Below are 15,485 nucleotides of genomic sequence, written 5' to 3'. Positions count from 1 at the left end.
CCTCTTCCGCGAAGTCCCCTTGCCCGTCCGCTTCAACCGCCAGCGCCGCGAAGTCTGCGTGCCCCGCGACAACGGCGAATACTGGATCGTCCCCTGGGAGACCGTGACCGCCGCCGCCACCCAGCATTCATCGGTCAGTCAGGGCGGCAGGGCCACGATGGGCCTGTTGGTCATCGGCTTCGAAAACCCCGACCCGACCGCCAGCGAGGACAACAGGCATTTTTCGCTGGGCTTCCCTTGCGGCGGCGGCACCACGGCGATGGCGTTGTGGGAGTGCATGCGCAGTTACATGGAGATCGGGCCGCAGGTTTTGCCGCAGACCAACGACTTTGAGGGCGGCCGGGAAAAGCTGCGGGGTCGAGGCGTTATCTGGGGCATCACTTGTGAATACCTGGATGGCATCCGGCAATACTGGGTGGCGCAGGAGTTCGGCAAGGCGGTGTGGTTGGTGATAGGTGCGATCTTCATGAACGTGCCCTTGGCGATGATGCTGCAAGCCTGGAAGTTATCGCCACCCCCCGACCTGCTCCATCCCGACATCCTCGAATGGTCAAAACCCCTGCCCCCCGAGCAATGGGCCCAACGCTCCCCGGCGCTTGCAGCCGCCATCGCCCAGCGCGAAGCGGAATTGGCCGCTCAAGCCGAGGCGCCGGCATGAGCACGCCGCCGGCCGGCACCACGAAAAAAGGGATGTTTTCGCGCAATGACTATCTGGCGCCCTTGCCGTTGCGCAACCACAAAAAACCCGCATTTCTGCGGGTTTTTGCTGCCTTCAAGGGCGGGCCTTGAGCTGCGCTTCCGCCGCCGAGGCCAGGTCCGGCGGCAGGAAGTCCTTGTCCGGGTTGTAGTCGGGCTTGAGGTAGCGGGTCAGATCCTGCAGGTCGCCGGGGTTGAGCGTGCCGGCCGCCTGCTTCAGGCGCAGGTTGTCGAGGATGTAGTCGTAGCGGGTGTTGTTGTAGTTGCGCACCGAGGTGTAGAGCTGGCGCTGGGCGTCGAGCACGTCGACGATGTTGCGCGTGCCCACCTGATAACCGATTTCGGTGGCTTCCACCGCGCTCTGGTTGGAGATGATCGACTGGCGGCGCGCCTGCACCTGCTCGACGTCGGTGTTGACCGCGCGGTGCAGGTTGCGGGTGCTTTCGACGATCTGCCGGCGCAAGGATTCGCGTTGCTGCTCGCTCTGGTCCAGTTGCGCATAGGACTGGCGCACCTGGGAGCTGGTCAGCCCGCCGCTGTAGATCGGGATGTTCAGTTGCAGGCCCACGGTGCCCTGCTCGACGTTGCCGCGGTAAGGCGTGCCGAAGGCGTTCGGGTTGGCGAAGCCGAGGGCATCGTTGTCGCCCTTTTCGTACTTGGCCACCGCATCGAGGGTCGGCAAGTGGCCGGCCTTGCGTTGCTTGAGGGTCTCTTCCGCCGAGCTGACGGCGTAGTTGCTGGCCAGCAGGTTGAGGTTCTGCCGGGCGGCGGTGTCGACCCAGGCTTTGGCGTCGTTGGGCGCCGGCGGCAGGATCGGCAATGTGTGCACGATGCCCTGGATCGAGTTGTACTGACGGTTGGTCAGGGTGATCAGCGCCTCGAAGGCGTCATCCACCTGGCGCTGGGCGACGATCCGGTTGGCCCGGGCGGTGTCGTAGCTGGCCTGGGACTGGAGCACGTCGGTCTTGTCCGACAGGCCCACGTCGAAGCGTTCGTTGGACTGGTCGAGCTGGCGCTTGAACGCGGCTTCCTCGGCCTTGGTCGAGGCCAGGTTGTCCTGGCTGCGCAGCACGTTGAAGTAGCTTTCCGCCGATTGCAGGATCAGGTTCTGCTCGGTGGCGGACAGTTGCAGGGCGGCCTGCTCGTTGACGTCCTTGGCGGCCTGGTACTGGAACCAGCGGTCGGCGCGGAACAGCGGCTGGGCCAGGGTCGCCTGATAGGAATGGGCGCTGCGGTTGGCGGTGGCCGACGGCTGATCGATGCTGGTGCGCACGTTGGCCACTTCGGCGCCGCCGGAGAGGTTGGGCAGCAGCCCGGCGCGGGCCTGGGGCACCACTTCCTTCTGGGCGCCGTACTGGGCGCGGGCGGCGGCCAGGTCGGCGTTGTTGTCGACCGCTTCCTGGTAGACGCTGACCAGATCGGTCTTGGTCGACAACGGCGCTTCCGCTGCCCAGGCCATGGCATTGGACGCACAGGACACGGCGACAGCCAGTGAGAGTTTGCGCAGCATGAGGCGATCCCTAGCTTGAATATTATGAGAATAATCCGGGCGCCAAAGGTAAGGCGCGGCCTGCGCAGCGTCAAGGCGCAGCGGGGCAAGGCGAGTGTAGTAGCGCTTCGGGCCCCTCACAATCCTGGCGAGCCGTGCGATTGCGCCATTCATCATGGTGTTTGCCGTGGCGTTGGCGTTCTTCGGCGGTTGTGTCTAGACTGGCCGGGTTCTTGTCGGGGTGCCTTGCTGTGAGGCTGAGATCGAATCATTTCGGATCCCGTTGAACCTGATCAGGTTAGCGCCTGCGTAGGGAACAAGATTTCTCGTCAGCCCGGCGAGTCCTCTTGTGCTTCGTCCGGGAAATTGTTCGACAATCGAACGCTCGACGACGATGCACAGCACCGCCCCCGGTGCGTCCGTGCCTTTCAGGTTCTGCCCCGACAATCCACTGCCTGGATGCTGTCTGGAGAGCCCGTGATGACGACAAAAGAAAAAAGCGCGATCAACCTCAGTGATTCGGCCAAGGTCGATGAGCAGTCGGTTCAGCCGTTCACCCGTTCGCAAAAAGTCTACGTTCAGGGCTCGCGCCCGGACATCCGCGTGCCGATGCGCGAAATCACCCTCGATGTGACCCCCACCGACTTCGGCGGCGAGATCAACGCCCCCGTCACCGTCTACGACACCTCGGGCCCGTACACCGACCCGAATGTGGTGATCGACGTGCGCAAGGGCCTGGGCGACGTGCGTTCGGCCTGGATCGAAGACCGTGGCGACACCGAGCGCCTGGCCGGCCTGAGCTCGGACTTCGGCCAGCAGCGTCTCGCCGACCCCGAGCTGACCAAGCTGCGCTTCGCCCACGTCAACAACCCGCGCCGCGCCAAGGCCGGGGCCAACGTCAGCCAGATGCACTACGCGCGCAAGGGCATCATCACCGCCGAGATGGAATACGTCGCCATCCGCGAAAACATGAAGCTGCAGGAGGCCCGCGCCGCCGGCCTCCTGAAGCAGCAGCACGCCGGCCACAGCTTCGGCGCGAGCATCCCCAAGGAAATCACCCCTGAGTTCGTGCGCGAAGAGATCGCCCGGGGCCGCGCGATCATTCCGGCCAACATCAACCACACCGAACTGGAACCGATGATCATCGGCCGCAACTTCCTGGTGAAGATCAACGGCAACATCGGCAACAGCGCCCTGGGTTCGTCCATCGAAGAAGAAGTGGCGAAACTGACCTGGGGCATCCGCTGGGGCTCGGACACCGTGATGGATCTGTCCACCGGCAAGCACATCCACGAGACCCGCGAGTGGATCATCCGCAACTCGCCGGTGCCGATCGGCACGGTGCCGATCTACCAGGCGCTGGAGAAGGTCAACGGCGTGGCCGAAGACCTGACCTGGGAGCTGTTCCGCGACACGCTGATCGAGCAGGCGGAGCAGGGCGTGGACTACTTCACCATCCACGCCGGCGTGCTGCTGCGCTACGTGCCGCTGACCGCCAAGCGGGTGACCGGCATCGTGTCCCGCGGCGGTTCGATCATGGCCAAGTGGTGCCTGGCGCACCACAAGGAAAACTTCCTCTACACCCACTTCGAAGAAATCTGCGAAATCATGAAGGCCTACGACGTCAGCTTCTCGCTGGGCGACGGCCTGCGTCCGGGCTCCATCGCCGACGCCAACGACGAAGCGCAGTTCGGCGAACTGGAGACCCTGGGCGAGCTGACCAAGATCGCCTGGAAGCACGACGTGCAGTGCATGATCGAAGGCCCGGGCCACGTGCCGATGCAGTTGATCAAGGAGAACATGGACAAGCAGCTGGAATGCTGCGACGAGGCGCCGTTCTACACCCTCGGCCCCCTGACCACCGACATCGCGCCGGGCTACGACCACATCACCTCCGGCATCGGTGCGGCGATGATCGGCTGGTTCGGCTGCGCCATGCTCTGCTACGTGACGCCGAAGGAGCACCTGGGCCTGCCGAACAAGGATGACGTGAAGACCGGGATCATCACCTACAAGATCGCGGCCCACGCCGCCGACATGGCCAAGGGGCACCCGGGCGCGCAGATCCGCGACAACGCCTTGAGCAAGGCACGGTTCGAGTTCCGCTGGGAAGACCAGTTCAACCTCGGCCTGGATCCGGACACCGCCCGTTCGTTCCACGACGAGACCCTGCCGAAGGACTCGGCCAAGGTCGCGCATTTCTGTTCGATGTGCGGGCCGAAGTTCTGCTCGATGAAGATCACCCAGGAAGTGCGCGAATACGCGGCCAACCAGCGGATCGACGCGGTGGACGTGGACGTCGCCCAGGGCATGGCCGAGCAGGCCGAGCGGTTCAAGAAGGAAGGCAGCCAGCTGTACAAGAAGGTTTGATCCGGCCGTAAAAAAGGGGCCTGCACAGGCCCCATCGCCGGCAGGCTGGCTCCCACAAAGGATTTGCGGCGTTCGCGAGTTCTGTGTGGGAGCCAGCCTGCCGGCGATAGCGATCGACACAACAACACATGTCCCTCTGAGATAACACCCTTGAGCATTCAACCCAGCACCTATTCCCCCGACCTCGCCGTGCCCGCCGACAAGCGCGTGTTCGGCGGCCGTGATCTGTTTTCCCTGTGGTTCTCCCTCGGCATCGGCCTGATGGTGCTGCAGACCGGTGCGCTGCTGGCGCCGGGCCTGGGCCTGTCGGGCGCGTTGCTGGCGATCTTCCTCGGCACGCTGGTGGGTGTCCTGCTGTTGGCCGCCGTCGGCGTGATCGGCAGCGACACGGGCCTGTCGTCGATGGCGGCGCTCAAGCTCAGTCTCGGCCGCCAGGGCGCGAGCCTGCCGGCGCTGCTCAACCTGCTGCAACTGATCGGCTGGGGCTCGTTCGAGATCATCGTCATGCGCGATGCCGCGAGCTTGCTCGGCACCCGCGCATTCAGCGAGGGTTCACTGTGGGCGAACCCGGTGCTGTGGACACTGTTCTTCGGAGCGCTGGCCACGCTCCTGGCCGTGAGCGGGCCGCTGACGTTCGTGCGCAAGATCCTGCGCAAGTGGGGTATCTGGCTGCTGTTGGCCGCGTGCGTCTGGCTGACCTGGAACCTGTTCGCCAAGGCTGACCTGGCGGCCCTGTGGGCGCGTTCGGGCGACGGTTCGATGCCGTTCGCCGTGGGCTTCGACATCGCCATCGCCATGCCGCTGTCGTGGCTGCCGCTGATCGCCGACTACTCGCGTTTCGGCAAGCGGGCGAAGAACGTGTTCGGCGGCACCGCCGTCGGTTTCTTCATCGGCAACTTCTGGCTGATGAGCCTGGGCGTGGCCTACACCCTGGCGTTCGCGCCGAGCGGTGAAGTCAACGCGCTGCTGCTGGCATTGGCCGGGGCGGGGCTGGGGATTCCGCTGCTGCTGATCCTGCTGGACGAGTCGGAGAACGCTTTCGCCGACATCCACTCGGCGGCGGTGTCCAGCGGGATCCTGCTGCGGCTGAAGGTGGAGCATCTGGCGCTGGCCATCGGCGTGGTCTGCACCCTGATCGCGCTGCTGGCGCCGTTGGCCCAGTACCAGAATTTCCTGCTGCTGATCGGTTCGGTGTTCGCGCCGCTGTTCGGCGTGGTGCTGGTGGATCACTTCATCCTGCGCAAGCGCAGCGGCCAGACCGCTTCAACCGCGCTGCGCTGGCCGGCGCTGTTGGCCTGGCTGGGCGGCATCAGCACCTATCACCTGCTGGCCAACCTGTATCCGGACGTGGGCGCGACCCTGCCGGCGCTGGTGCTGGCAGGGCTGCTGCAGCTGGTGCTTGGCCGGGCCTTCAGTTACGGCCGGGAAACAGCTCAGGCTTGAGGATGCCGTTCAGGCGCGGGTAGGGGATCTTCAGTTCGACGTGGCCCAGCGCGTAAGGCGCGATGGTGGTCACGTCGTACTTGAGGATGACGCCGCCGTAGGTCAGCGCCACGTTCGGGGTCTTCACGAACGGCCAGTTCTTCACGAAATCCGCTTCCTGATCGAGCTTGGTGCTGATCAGCCAGCTGTTGTGCGCCACTTGCGCAGCCTTCCAGAACGCCTCTTCCTGGCCCGGCAGCAGCATGTCCGAAAGGGTCAGCACCTTGTGCTGCTGGCGCGAATAGTTGATGAAGCCGCGCCCTGGCGTGCCGTGGGCGCCGCCGGTGTCGAGGTAGCTCGACAGTTCGACGATCACCAGTCCGTCATGCTGCTCGCGTACCTTGGCCTGCAGGTAGCTGCTGTTGCGCGGGCCGGCGTCGCGCAGGAACTGCTCGCGGTAAGCCGCCAGGGTCGGCGCGCTCGGGGCGCCCGGTTCGGTGCGGGTCATCTGCAGCAGGCGTTTTTCGATGATGCCGTCCAGCGCAGGCTCGGCCGGGAAGCGCAGGGTGTCGATGTTCACCAGCGGGCAGTCGGCGTTGGCGCAGCCGGGCTTGAGCTGTTCGGACGCGTCGCGGACGGTTTCCAGCGGCGTGCGGTAGTTGGGCTGGAACAGGCTGGCGCAGGCGCCCAGGGTCAGGGCGACGGCAGCCACGGAAGCGATTTTGAAAAGCGACATGGACGTCCTTTCGAAAGCAGGGGAAGGCGAAAAAGTTACGGCTTCGACTCTCAACGGAGCAGTCAGTTCGCCACTAAGCTAATTAGAGTGGGTTTCGCCTCCACCGTCCATCCCGCTGACGGTAAAGGGGCTGCATCAAACCGTACGGGCGCGTTAGGATGGCGCGAAGTCGAGGCCGCAAGTGACCAAGAGGCGCCTCGTGTCGGATTCGCAGTAAAGAGGATGCTCATGACCGATTTCGCCAAAACCACTCCGAGCGCCGTTGATATCGTGCGGCGCGAGCAGTGCTACAAGGGCTTCTACCGGCTCGACCGGCTCTACCTGCGCCATGAGCTGTTCGACGGCGGCATGAGCCGTGAGATCGACCGCGAGCTGTTCGTGCGCCACGACGCGGTGTGCATGCTGCCTTACGATCCGCAGCGCGATGAAGTGGTGCTGATCGAACAATTCCGCATCGGCGCGCTGGACAAGACCGACAACCCTTGGCTGGTGGAACTGGTCGCCGGCCTGATCGACAAGGACGAGGAGCCGGAAGAGGTCGCCCGCCGCGAGGCCCAGGAAGAGGCCGGGCTGGACATCAAGGCCCTGTGGCCGATGACCCGCTATTTCCCGTCGCCGGGGGGCAGCGACGAATTCGTCCACCTGTACCTGGGGCGCTGCAGCACCGAAGGCGTCGGCGGCCTGCACGGGCTGGTCGAGGAGGCCGAAGATATCCGCGTCACGGTCTGGGCGTTCGAAGATGCCTTGCAGGCGGTGCGCGACGGTCGCATCGCCAATGCGGCGAGCATCATCGCCCTGCACTGGCTGGCGCTGAACCGCGCCGAAGTGAGGGGGCTATGGTCGTAAGCCTGCAGCGCGACCGCTACCGGGTCGACCTGGCGGGGCTGCAGGCGGCCTGCGAGGCGAACTACGCGCGTCTGATGCGCCTGCTGCCGGACATGCGCCACGAACCCCAGGCGCGGCGCATCGCCATGACCCAGGGCGACCAGATGCTTGGCGTGCTGACCCTGGAAGTGCTGCAGGCCTGCCCGTACACCACGACCCTGCAGGTGCGCCAGGAGCACAGCCTGCCGTGGCTGCCGGTGCCGCAGCTGGAGGTGCAGGTCTACCACGACGCGCGCATGGCCGAAGTCATCAGCGCCGAGCACTCGCGGCGCTTTCGCGGTATCTACCCTTATCCGAACGCGGCCATGCACCAGCCGGACGAAAAGGCCCAGCTCAACCTGTTCCTCGGCGAATGGCTGAGCCACTGCCTGGCCTGCGGCCACGAGTACGCGGCGGTCCGATAGCGGCGAGTTGTGAACTGCGTCCGGTTCGTCGGTTTCCCCTTTTGCCGATCCCCCAGCATAATTGCCGCACCCTTTGTGATTCCGCCTGGGAGAACGCCTTGCCGAGCGTATCCACGTTGACCACCGCCGATGCGGCGTTGCTGGTGCAGTTGTCCGACAGCCACCTGTTTGCCGAAGCGGACGGCACCCTGCTGGGCATGAACACCCGCGACAGCCTGCAGAAGGTCATCGAACTGGTGCTCGGCCAGCAGCCGCGGATCGACCTGATGATCGCCACCGGCGACCTGTCCCAGGACGGCACGCTGGCGTCCTACCAGGCGTTTCGCCGCCTGGCCGAACAGATCGACGCCCCTTCGCGGTGGATCCCCGGCAACCACGACGAACCGCAGGTCATGGCCGAGGCGGCCGTGCAGAGCGCGTTGCTTGAACCGGTGGTGGACATCGGCAACTGGCGGGTGACGCTGCTCGATTCGGCGGTGCCCGGCTCGGTGCCGGGGTACTTGCAGGACGAGCAACTGCAACTGCTCGCCCGCGCCCTGAGCGAGGCGCCCGAGCGCCATCATCTGGTGTGCTTCCATCATCACCCGGTGCCCATCGGGTGCGCGTGGATGGCGCCGATCGGTCTGCGCAACCCCGAGGCGTTCTTCGAGGTGCTGGACCGCTTTCCCCAGGTTCGGGCGGTGCTGTGGGGGCACGTGCACCAGGAAATAGACCGCGAGCGCAACGGCGTGCGGCTGATCGCCTCGCCCTCGACCTGCATCCAGTTCGAGCCGGGCAGCGACGACTTCAAGGTCGGCGAACAGGCGCCGGGCTACCGCTGGCTGCGGCTGTTGCCGGACGGGCGGCTGGAGACCGGCGTGGAGCGCGTGACCGGGTTCGACTTCACCATCGACTACGGCTCCAACGGCTACTGAGCCCTCCAACGGCAGCGCTGCTCCCTGCGGGAGCGGGCATGCCCGCGAAGGCGTCCGCACAAACGTCCCCGAACCGGCTGACTCCCTGTAGACTCCGCATTTCTTCGCCGACGCCCAGGGAGCTCAAATGTCCGGTTCGATCCTCTACATCCACGGTTTCAACAGCGCTCCGGCCTCGAAAAAGGCCTGTCAGCTGGTCGAAGTGATGGAGCGGCTGGGCCTGGGCGGCCAATTGCGGGTTCCGGCGCTGCATCACCATCCACGCGAAGCCATCGGTCAACTGGAACAGGCGATCGCCGAGCTGGGCCGGCCGCTGCTGGTGGGAAGCTCGCTCGGCGGCTACTATGCGACTCACTTGGCCGAGCGCCATGGCCTGAAGGCCTTGCTGGTCAACCCGGCCGTCAGCCCGCACCGGATGTTCGACGGGTTCCTGGGCACGCAGAAAAACCTGTACACCGACGAAACCTGGGAGCTGACCCACGACCACGTCACGGCCCTGGCCGAATTGGAAGTGCCGGCGCCCCAGGATCCGCAGCGCTATCAGGTGTGGCTGCAGACCGGCGACGAAACGCTGGACTATCGCCTCGCCCAGCGGTATTACCGGGCCTGTGCGTTGCGCATCCAGGCCGGCGGCGACCACGGCTATCAAGGTTTTGCCGCGCAATTGCCGGCGCTGCTCGGGTTTGCCGGCATCGGCGCCGATATGTATCAGGCAATCGATTTCACCGCACTGTGAAACCTTGCCCCATTTTCACTGAATCACTGACGACGAGACCCTATGGCCACTCCCAGCGCTAGCTCCTATAACGCCGACGCCATCGAAGTCCTCTCGGGCCTCGACCCGGTGCGCAAGCGCCCCGGCATGTACACCGACACCAGTCGGCCGAACCACCTCGCCCAGGAAGTCATCGACAACAGCGTCGACGAAGCCCTGGCCGGCCACGCCAAGTCGGTGCAGGTCATCCTCCACCCCGACCACTCGCTGGAGGTCTGCGACGACGGCCGCGGCATGCCGGTGGACATCCACCCGGAAGAGGGCGTGTCGGGCGTCGAGCTGATCCTCACCAAGCTCCATGCCGGCGGCAAGTTCTCCAACAAGAACTACCAGTTCTCCGGCGGCCTGCACGGCGTGGGCATCTCGGTGGTCAACGCCCTGTCGACCGAAGTCCGCGTGCGGGTCAAGCGCGACGGCAACGAATACCAGATGACGTTCAAGGACGGCTTCAAGGCGTCCGAGCTTGAGATCGTCGGCACCGTCGGCAAGCGCAACACCGGCACCAGCGTGTTCTTCTCGCCGGACCCGAAGTATTTCGACTCCGCCAAGTTCTCCATCAGCCGCCTCAAGCACGTGCTCAAGGCCAAGGCCGTCCTGTGCCCGGGCCTGTCGGTGACGTTTGAGGACAAGAGCACCGGCGAGAAGGTCGAGTGGCACTACGAAGACGGCCTGCGCTCCTACCTGGTGGACGCGGTCAGCGAATTCGAGCGCCTGCCGAACGAGCCGTTCTGCGGCAACCTGGCCGGCAACAAGGAAGCCGTGGACTGGGCGCTGCTGTGGCTGCCCGAGGGTGGCGACGCGGTGCAGGAAAGCTACGTCAACCTGATCCCCACGGCCCAGGGCGGCACCCACGTCAACGGCCTGCGCCAGGGCCTGCTCGACGCGATGCGCGAGTTCTGCGAATTCCGCAGCCTGCTGCCGCGCGGCGTGAAGCTGGCGCCGGAAGACGTCTGGGAGCGCATCGCCTTCGTGCTGTCGATGAAGATGCAGGAGCCGCAGTTCTCAGGCCAGACCAAGGAGCGCCTGTCGTCCCGCGAGGCGGCGGCGTTCGTCTCCGGCGTGGTCAAGGACGCGTTCAGCCTGTGGCTCAACGCCAACCCGGAGACCGGCCTGGCCCTGGCGGAACTGGCGATCAACAACGCCGGCCGCCGCCTGAAGGCGAGCAAGAAGGTCGAGCGCAAGCGCGTCACCCAGGGCCCGGCGCTGCCGGGCAAGCTGGCGGACTGCGCAGGCCAGGACCCGATGCGTTCCGAACTGTTCCTGGTGGAGGGCGACTCCGCCGGCGGCTCGGCCAAGCAGGCGCGGGACAAGGAATTCCAGGCGATCCTGCCGCTGCGCGGCAAGATCCTCAACACCTGGGAAGTCGACGGCAGCGAAGTGCTGGCCAGTCAGGAAGTGCACAACATCGCGGTGGCCATCGGCGTCGACCCGGGCGCCGAGGACATGAGCCAGCTGCGCTACGGCAAGATCTGCATCCTCGCCGACGCCGACTCCGACGGCCTGCATATCGCGACCCTGCTGTGCGCGCTGTTCGTCCAGCACTTCCGCCCGTTGGTGGATGCCGGCCACGTCTATGTCGCGATGCCGCCGCTGTTCCGCATCGACCTGGGCAAAGAGATCTACTACGCCCTGGACGAACCCGAGCGCGACGGGATCCTCGACCGCTTTGTGGCCGAGAAGAAGCGCGGCAAGCCGCAGGTCACCCGATTCAAGGGCCTGGGCGAGATGAACCCGCCGCAGCTGCGTGAAACCACCATGGATCCGAACACCCGGCGCCTGGTGCAGCTGACGCTGGGCGAAGACTACGCCCAGACCTCGGAAATCATGGACATGCTGCTGGCGAAGAAACGCGCCGGCGACCGCAAGACCTGGCTGGAGTCCAAGGGCAACCTTGCCGAGGTGCAGGCCTGATGCGGTTTGGCGGGATCCAGGCGGGTGCGTTGCTGCTGGCTTCGACGTTTGCCTGGACAATGGCGTCCGCCGAGCCGGCGCCGCAGCTGCGGCTGCTGGCCGAGCACCCGGTCGAAGGCATGCGCGGCGGCAACCTGTCGGGGCTCGCGCTGTGCGGCAACGAGCTGTGGACCGTGTCGGACCGCGACGATGACCAGATCTACCGCCTCGACACCCGCGACCCGGTCTGGCGCGCGGAAACCGTGCGCATCGACCCTCCGCCGGTGCCGGACAGCGGCCTGCCGTGGGGCATCAGTTCGCGCACCTGGGCGGCTTCGTTCGTGCGCGGCGGCGACCTGGACTTCGAAGGCATCGCCTGCGACGGCGCGGGCAACCGCTACATCGTCAGCGAGGCCCATGCGGCGGTGCTGCAAGTGCCGGCGCAAGGGCAGGCCGCGTGGCTGAAGATCTCGCCGCTGCTGGTGCGCGAGGCCCGGGCCAGCGGCATGCTGCTGCACTTCAACGCCCTGTTCGAAGGGTTGGCGATCAACCCGGCGGGCGACCGGATGTGGCTGGCCGCCGAGCGTGAGCGCCGCGGCCTGCTGCGGATCAAGCGCCAGCAGACGGTGTGGGACTGCGACGGCGGCTGCGTGCTGCTCAGCGAAGCCGGCGTCGAGATGCAGCCGCCGCAGTTTCCCAAGGCCCGGGCGGTCACCCGTGACTTCGCCGACCTGTCGCTGTTCGACGGCAAGCTGTTCACCCTGGAGCGCAATGCGTTCCAGGTCTGCCGGCGCGACCTGGAGACGGCCAAGGTCGAGCGCTGCTGGTCGTTCGCCGAAGACGCCTTGCAGGAAAAACGCCGTTATCCGCAGCCCTACGGGCTGGCGGAGGCGCTGGTGATCGACGCCCAGGGCGCCTGGATCGGCCTCGACAACAACGACGGCGCCCGCGCCGACGGCGAGAAGCGTCCGATCGTCTGGCGCTTTGCCGCCCCCGACGGCGGCTGGAGCGCCAAGCCATGAGCCCGCAGCCGCCGGGCAAGCGCGCCGGCCGGGTGATGATGATCCTGGCCTGGTGCGCGGCGCTGTTTCTGGCCACGCGGTTCTTCGGCCAGTGGGAAGAGCGTCAGCAGAACCCCAACGTGGTGGTCAGCTCTGAACAGGGCGACGGCTACATCGAGGTGAAACTGGCCGGCAATGCCCAAGGGCATTTCGTCGCCAGCGGCCAGATCAACGGTCAGACGGTGGAGTTCATGCTCGACACCGGCGCGACCGACGTGTCGATCCCGGCGGACCTGGCCGCGCGCCTGAAACTGGAAGAGGGGTTCGGCGTGACCCTGAGCACGGCCAACGGCCTGAGCCAGGGCTACCGTACCCGGATCGACCGCCTGCAACTGGGCGACATCGTGCTGCGGGACGTCCGCGCACTGGTGGCGCCCGGCCTGCACGGCGAACAGGTGCTGCTCGGCATGAGCGCCCTGAACAAACTTGAATTCACCCAGCGCGGCGGCACCATGCTGCTGCGCCAGACAACGAACCGATGAGGCCCGCATGAGCGACTCCCTTGATCTCAGCCTGGACGGTGTGGAACGCCGGTCGCTGGCTGACTTCACCGAAAATGCCTACCTCAACTACTCCATGTACGTGATCATGGACCGTGCCCTGCCGCATATCGGCGACGGCCTGAAACCCGTGCAGCGGCGTATCGTCTACGCCATGAGCGAGCTGGGGCTGGATGCCGACGCCAAGCACAAGAAGTCGGCGCGCACCGTCGGCGACGTGCTCGGCAAGTTCCACCCCCACGGCGACTCGGCGTGCTACGAAGCGATGGTGCTGATGGCCCAGCCGTTCAGCTACCGCTACACGCTGGTGGACGGCCAGGGCAACTGGGGTGCGCCGGACGATCCGAAGTCCTTCGCCGCCATGCGCTACACCGAAGCCCGGCTGTCGCGCTACTCCGAAGTGCTGCTCAGCGAACTGGGCCAGGGCACGGCGGACTGGGGCCCGAACTTCGACGGCACCCTGCAGGAACCGCTGGTGCTGCCGGCGCGCCTGCCGAACATCCTGCTCAACGGCACCACCGGCATCGCCGTGGGCATGGCCACCGACGTGCCGCCGCACAACCTGCGCGAAGTCGCCAGCGCCTGCGTGCGACTGCTCGACGAGCCGAAGGCCACGGTCGAGCAACTGTGCGAGCACATCCAGGGCCCGGACTACCCGACCGAAGCGGAAATCATCACGCCGCGCGCCGACCTGGTGAAGATGTACGAGACCGGCAAGGGCTCGGTGCGCATGCGTGCCGTGTACCACGTCGAGGACGGCGACATCGTCATCACCGCGCTGCCGCACCAGGTCTCCGGGGCCAAGGTGCTGGAGCAGATCGCCGCGCTGATGCAGGCCAAGCCGTCGAAGGCGCCGCAGATCGCCGACCTGCGCGACGAATCCGACCACGAGAACCCGTGCCGCATCGTGATCATCCCGGTCAACAGCCGCGTCGACCACGAAGCGCTGATGCAGCACCTGTTCGCCAGCACCGAGCTGGAATCGACCTACCGGGTCAACGTCAACATCATCGGCCTGGACGGCAGGCCGCAGTTGAAGAACCTGCGCGCGCTGCTGGTGGAGTGGCTGGAATTCCGCGTGCAGACCGTCCGTCGCCGCCTGCAGTTCCGCCTCGACAAGGTCGAGCGCCGCCTGCACCTGTTGGACGGTTTGCTGATCGCCTACCTCAACCTGGATGAAGTGATCCACATCATCCGCACCGAGGATCAGCCCAAGGCCAAGCTGATCGAGCGTTTCGCCCTCAGCGAGATCCAGGCCGACTACATCCTCGACACCCGCCTGCGCCAGTTGGCGCGGCTGGAAGAGATGAAGCTGCGCGACGAGCAGGACGAACTGCTCAAGGAGCAGGCCAAGCTGCAAGCCCTGCTGGGCAGCGAAGCCAAGCTGAAGAAACTGGTGCGCAGCGAACTGCTCAAGGACGCCGAGACCTACGGCGACGACCGCCGCTCGCCGATCGTCGAGCGCGCCGAGGCCAAGGCGCTGACCGAGCACGACCTGCTGCCGAACGAGAAAGTGACCGTTGTGCTGTCGGAAAAGGGCTGGATCCGCTCGGCCAAGGGTCACGAGATCGACGCCACCGGCCTGTCGTACAAGGCCGGCGACGGCTTCAAGACCTCGGCGGCGGGGCGTTCCAACCAGTTCGCCGTGCTCATTGACTCCACCGGTCGCAGCTACTCGCTGGCCGCGCACACGCTGCCGTCGGCCCGGGGCCAGGGCGAACCGCTGACCGGCCGTCTGACGCCGCCGCCCGGCGCCACCTTCGAATGCGTGCTGATGCCTGAAGACGATGCGATGTACGTGATCGCGTCCGACGCCGGCTACGGTTTCGTGGTCAAGGGTGAGGATCTGCAGGCCAAGAACAAGGCCGGCAAGGCCCTGCTGAGCCTGCCGAACAACGCCAAGGTGATCGCGCCGCGTCCGGTGGCCGACCGCGAGCAGAACTGGCTGGCGTCGGTGACGACCGAGGGTCGCCTGCTGATCTTCAAGATCAGCGATCTGCCACAATTGGGTAAGGGCAAGGGCAACAAGATCATCGGCATCCCCGGTGAGCGCGTGGCCAGCCGCGAAGAATACGTCACGGACATCGCCGTCCTTCCGGAAGGCGCCACCTTGGTGCTGCAGGCCGGAAAACGGACCTTGTCGCTGAAGGCCGACGACCTCGAACACTACAAAGGTGAGCGCGGCCGGCGGGGCAACAAGTTGCCGCGTGGCTTCCAGCGGGTGGATGCGCTGCTCGTCGAATAACTCAATGAGGCGTCCCAGAGCGCCCGATCCACGATTTAACGCGTGGATCGACGCTTTGGCGCTGGAGTCGGAACGCATATTCACGGATGATATGGCCT

Annotated in this window: 14 protein-coding genes and 1 riboswitch; of the genes, 12 read left to right on the top strand and 2 right to left on the bottom strand. The window is 65.9% G+C overall.

The window, feature by feature from the left end; all coding sequences use genetic code 11:
* Nucleotides 1–658: hypothetical protein (locus CAG31_RS16470; protein ID WP_085582972.1), on the top strand; the 658-nt coding region annotated here is incomplete at its 5' end.
* Nucleotides 655–789: a hypothetical protein gene (locus CAG31_RS28720; RefSeq protein WP_256575535.1), complete on the top strand. Its 135-nt coding sequence runs from the start codon at nt 655–657 to the stop codon at nt 787–789. The genes CAG31_RS16470 and CAG31_RS28720, both read left to right, overlap by 4 nt.
* Here CAG31_RS28720 and CAG31_RS16465 read toward each other — a convergent pair.
* On the bottom strand, nt 773–2,206 hold the full coding sequence (locus CAG31_RS16465; protein WP_085582952.1) for a TolC family outer membrane protein: 1,434 nt from the start codon (nt 2,204–2,206) through the stop codon (nt 773–775). The genes CAG31_RS28720 and CAG31_RS16465 overlap by 17 nt on opposite strands.
* 206 nt (nt 2,207–2,412) lie before the next feature.
* Nucleotides 2,413–2,518, top strand: a riboswitch (TPP riboswitch).
* Between the two features lie 147 nt (nt 2,519–2,665).
* Here CAG31_RS16465 and thiC point away from each other — a divergent pair.
* Nucleotides 2,666–4,555 carry a phosphomethylpyrimidine synthase ThiC gene (gene thiC / locus CAG31_RS16460; RefSeq protein WP_085582950.1) on the top strand — a complete coding sequence of 630 codons (1,890 nt, stop codon included), beginning with the start codon at nt 2,666–2,668 and terminating at the stop codon, nt 4,553–4,555.
* A gap of 150 nt (nt 4,556–4,705) precedes the next feature.
* On the top strand, nt 4,706–5,998 hold the full coding sequence (gene cytX / locus CAG31_RS16455; RefSeq protein ID WP_085582948.1) for a putative hydroxymethylpyrimidine transporter CytX: 1,293 nt from the start codon (nt 4,706–4,708) through the stop codon (nt 5,996–5,998).
* Here the strand turns inward: cytX and CAG31_RS16450 are convergent.
* Nucleotides 5,967–6,713 (bottom strand): RsiV family protein, encoded by a 747-nt coding sequence (locus CAG31_RS16450; RefSeq protein ID WP_085582946.1) that lies wholly within the window; start codon nt 6,711–6,713, stop codon nt 5,967–5,969. The genes cytX and CAG31_RS16450 overlap by 32 nt on opposite strands.
* A gap of 228 nt (nt 6,714–6,941) precedes the next feature.
* Here CAG31_RS16450 and CAG31_RS16445 point away from each other — a divergent pair, with 228 nt between their 5' ends.
* The 8 genes from CAG31_RS16445 (at nt 6,942) to parC (ending at nt 15,387) form a co-directional block, all read left to right on the top strand.
* Entirely contained in the window at nt 6,942–7,559 is a 618-nt protein-coding gene (locus CAG31_RS16445; protein ID WP_085582944.1) for an NUDIX domain-containing protein, read from the top strand.
* On the top strand, nt 7,550–8,002 hold the full coding sequence (locus CAG31_RS16440; RefSeq protein ID WP_085582942.1) for a DUF1249 domain-containing protein: 453 nt from the start codon (nt 7,550–7,552) through the stop codon (nt 8,000–8,002). The genes CAG31_RS16445 and CAG31_RS16440 overlap by 10 nt, the downstream gene beginning before the upstream one ends.
* A gap of 98 nt (nt 8,003–8,100) precedes the next feature.
* Nucleotides 8,101–8,916 carry a 3',5'-cyclic-AMP phosphodiesterase gene (gene cpdA / locus CAG31_RS16435; RefSeq protein WP_085582940.1) on the top strand — a complete coding sequence of 272 codons (816 nt, stop codon included), beginning with the start codon at nt 8,101–8,103 and terminating at the stop codon, nt 8,914–8,916.
* 127 nt (nt 8,917–9,043) lie between these two features.
* Nucleotides 9,044–9,652 (top strand): YqiA/YcfP family alpha/beta fold hydrolase, encoded by a 609-nt coding sequence (locus CAG31_RS16430; protein ID WP_085582938.1) that lies wholly within the window; start codon nt 9,044–9,046, stop codon nt 9,650–9,652.
* Nucleotides 9,653–9,694: 42 nt separating this feature from the next.
* Nucleotides 9,695–11,602 carry a DNA topoisomerase IV subunit B gene (gene parE / locus CAG31_RS16425; protein WP_085582936.1) on the top strand — a complete coding sequence of 636 codons (1,908 nt, stop codon included), beginning with the start codon at nt 9,695–9,697 and terminating at the stop codon, nt 11,600–11,602.
* Nucleotides 11,602–12,603 carry an esterase-like activity of phytase family protein gene (locus CAG31_RS16420; protein WP_085582934.1) on the top strand — a complete coding sequence of 334 codons (1,002 nt, stop codon included), beginning with the start codon at nt 11,602–11,604 and terminating at the stop codon, nt 12,601–12,603. Before parE ends, CAG31_RS16420 begins: the two co-directional genes overlap by 1 nt.
* Nucleotides 12,600–13,124: a TIGR02281 family clan AA aspartic protease gene (locus CAG31_RS16415; RefSeq protein ID WP_085582932.1), complete on the top strand. Its 525-nt coding sequence runs from the start codon at nt 12,600–12,602 to the stop codon at nt 13,122–13,124. The genes CAG31_RS16420 and CAG31_RS16415 overlap by 4 nt, the downstream gene beginning before the upstream one ends.
* 7 nt (nt 13,125–13,131) lie before the next feature.
* Nucleotides 13,132–15,387 (top strand): DNA topoisomerase IV subunit A, encoded by a 2,256-nt coding sequence (gene parC / locus CAG31_RS16410; RefSeq protein WP_085582930.1) that lies wholly within the window; start codon nt 13,132–13,134, stop codon nt 15,385–15,387.
* The last annotated feature ends 98 nt before the right edge of the window (nt 15,388–15,485 follow it).

It is taken from the genome of Pseudomonas sp. R25(2017) (genome assembly GCF_002112565.1).
Classification (GTDB): domain Bacteria; phylum Pseudomonadota; class Gammaproteobacteria; order Pseudomonadales; family Pseudomonadaceae; genus Aquipseudomonas; species Aquipseudomonas ekonensis.
The sequence above is the reverse complement of the archived record's forward strand: the minus strand, read 5'-3'. Positions and strand labels throughout refer to the sequence as shown.

Bases quoted from the DNA above. Each gene is read 5' to 3' on its own strand.
- CAG31_RS16430 (WP_085582938.1), top strand. From the start codon at position 9,044: ATGTCCGGTTCGATCCTCTACATCCACGGTTTCAACAGCGCTCCGGCC.
- parC (WP_085582930.1), top strand. From the start codon at position 13,132: ATGAGCGACTCCCTTGATCTCAGCCTGGACGGTGTGGAACGCCGGTCG.
- CAG31_RS16440 (WP_085582942.1), top strand. From the start codon at position 7,550: ATGGTCGTAAGCCTGCAGCGCGACCGCTACCGGGTCGACCTGGCGGGG.
- CAG31_RS16415 (WP_085582932.1), top strand. From the start codon at position 12,600: ATGAGCCCGCAGCCGCCGGGCAAGCGCGCCGGCCGGGTGATGATGATC.
- CAG31_RS16465 (WP_085582952.1), bottom strand. From the start codon at position 2,206: ATGCTGCGCAAACTCTCACTGGCTGTCGCCGTGTCCTGTGCGTCCAAT.
- thiC (WP_085582950.1), top strand. From the start codon at position 2,666: ATGACGACAAAAGAAAAAAGCGCGATCAACCTCAGTGATTCGGCCAAG.
- parE (WP_085582936.1), top strand. From the start codon at position 9,695: ATGGCCACTCCCAGCGCTAGCTCCTATAACGCCGACGCCATCGAAGTC.
- CAG31_RS16445 (WP_085582944.1), top strand. From the start codon at position 6,942: ATGACCGATTTCGCCAAAACCACTCCGAGCGCCGTTGATATCGTGCGG.
- CAG31_RS16420 (WP_085582934.1), top strand. From the start codon at position 11,602: ATGCGGTTTGGCGGGATCCAGGCGGGTGCGTTGCTGCTGGCTTCGACG.
- CAG31_RS28720 (WP_256575535.1), top strand. From the start codon at position 655: ATGAGCACGCCGCCGGCCGGCACCACGAAAAAAGGGATGTTTTCGCGC.
- CAG31_RS16450 (WP_085582946.1), bottom strand. From the start codon at position 6,713: ATGTCGCTTTTCAAAATCGCTTCCGTGGCTGCCGTCGCCCTGACCCTG.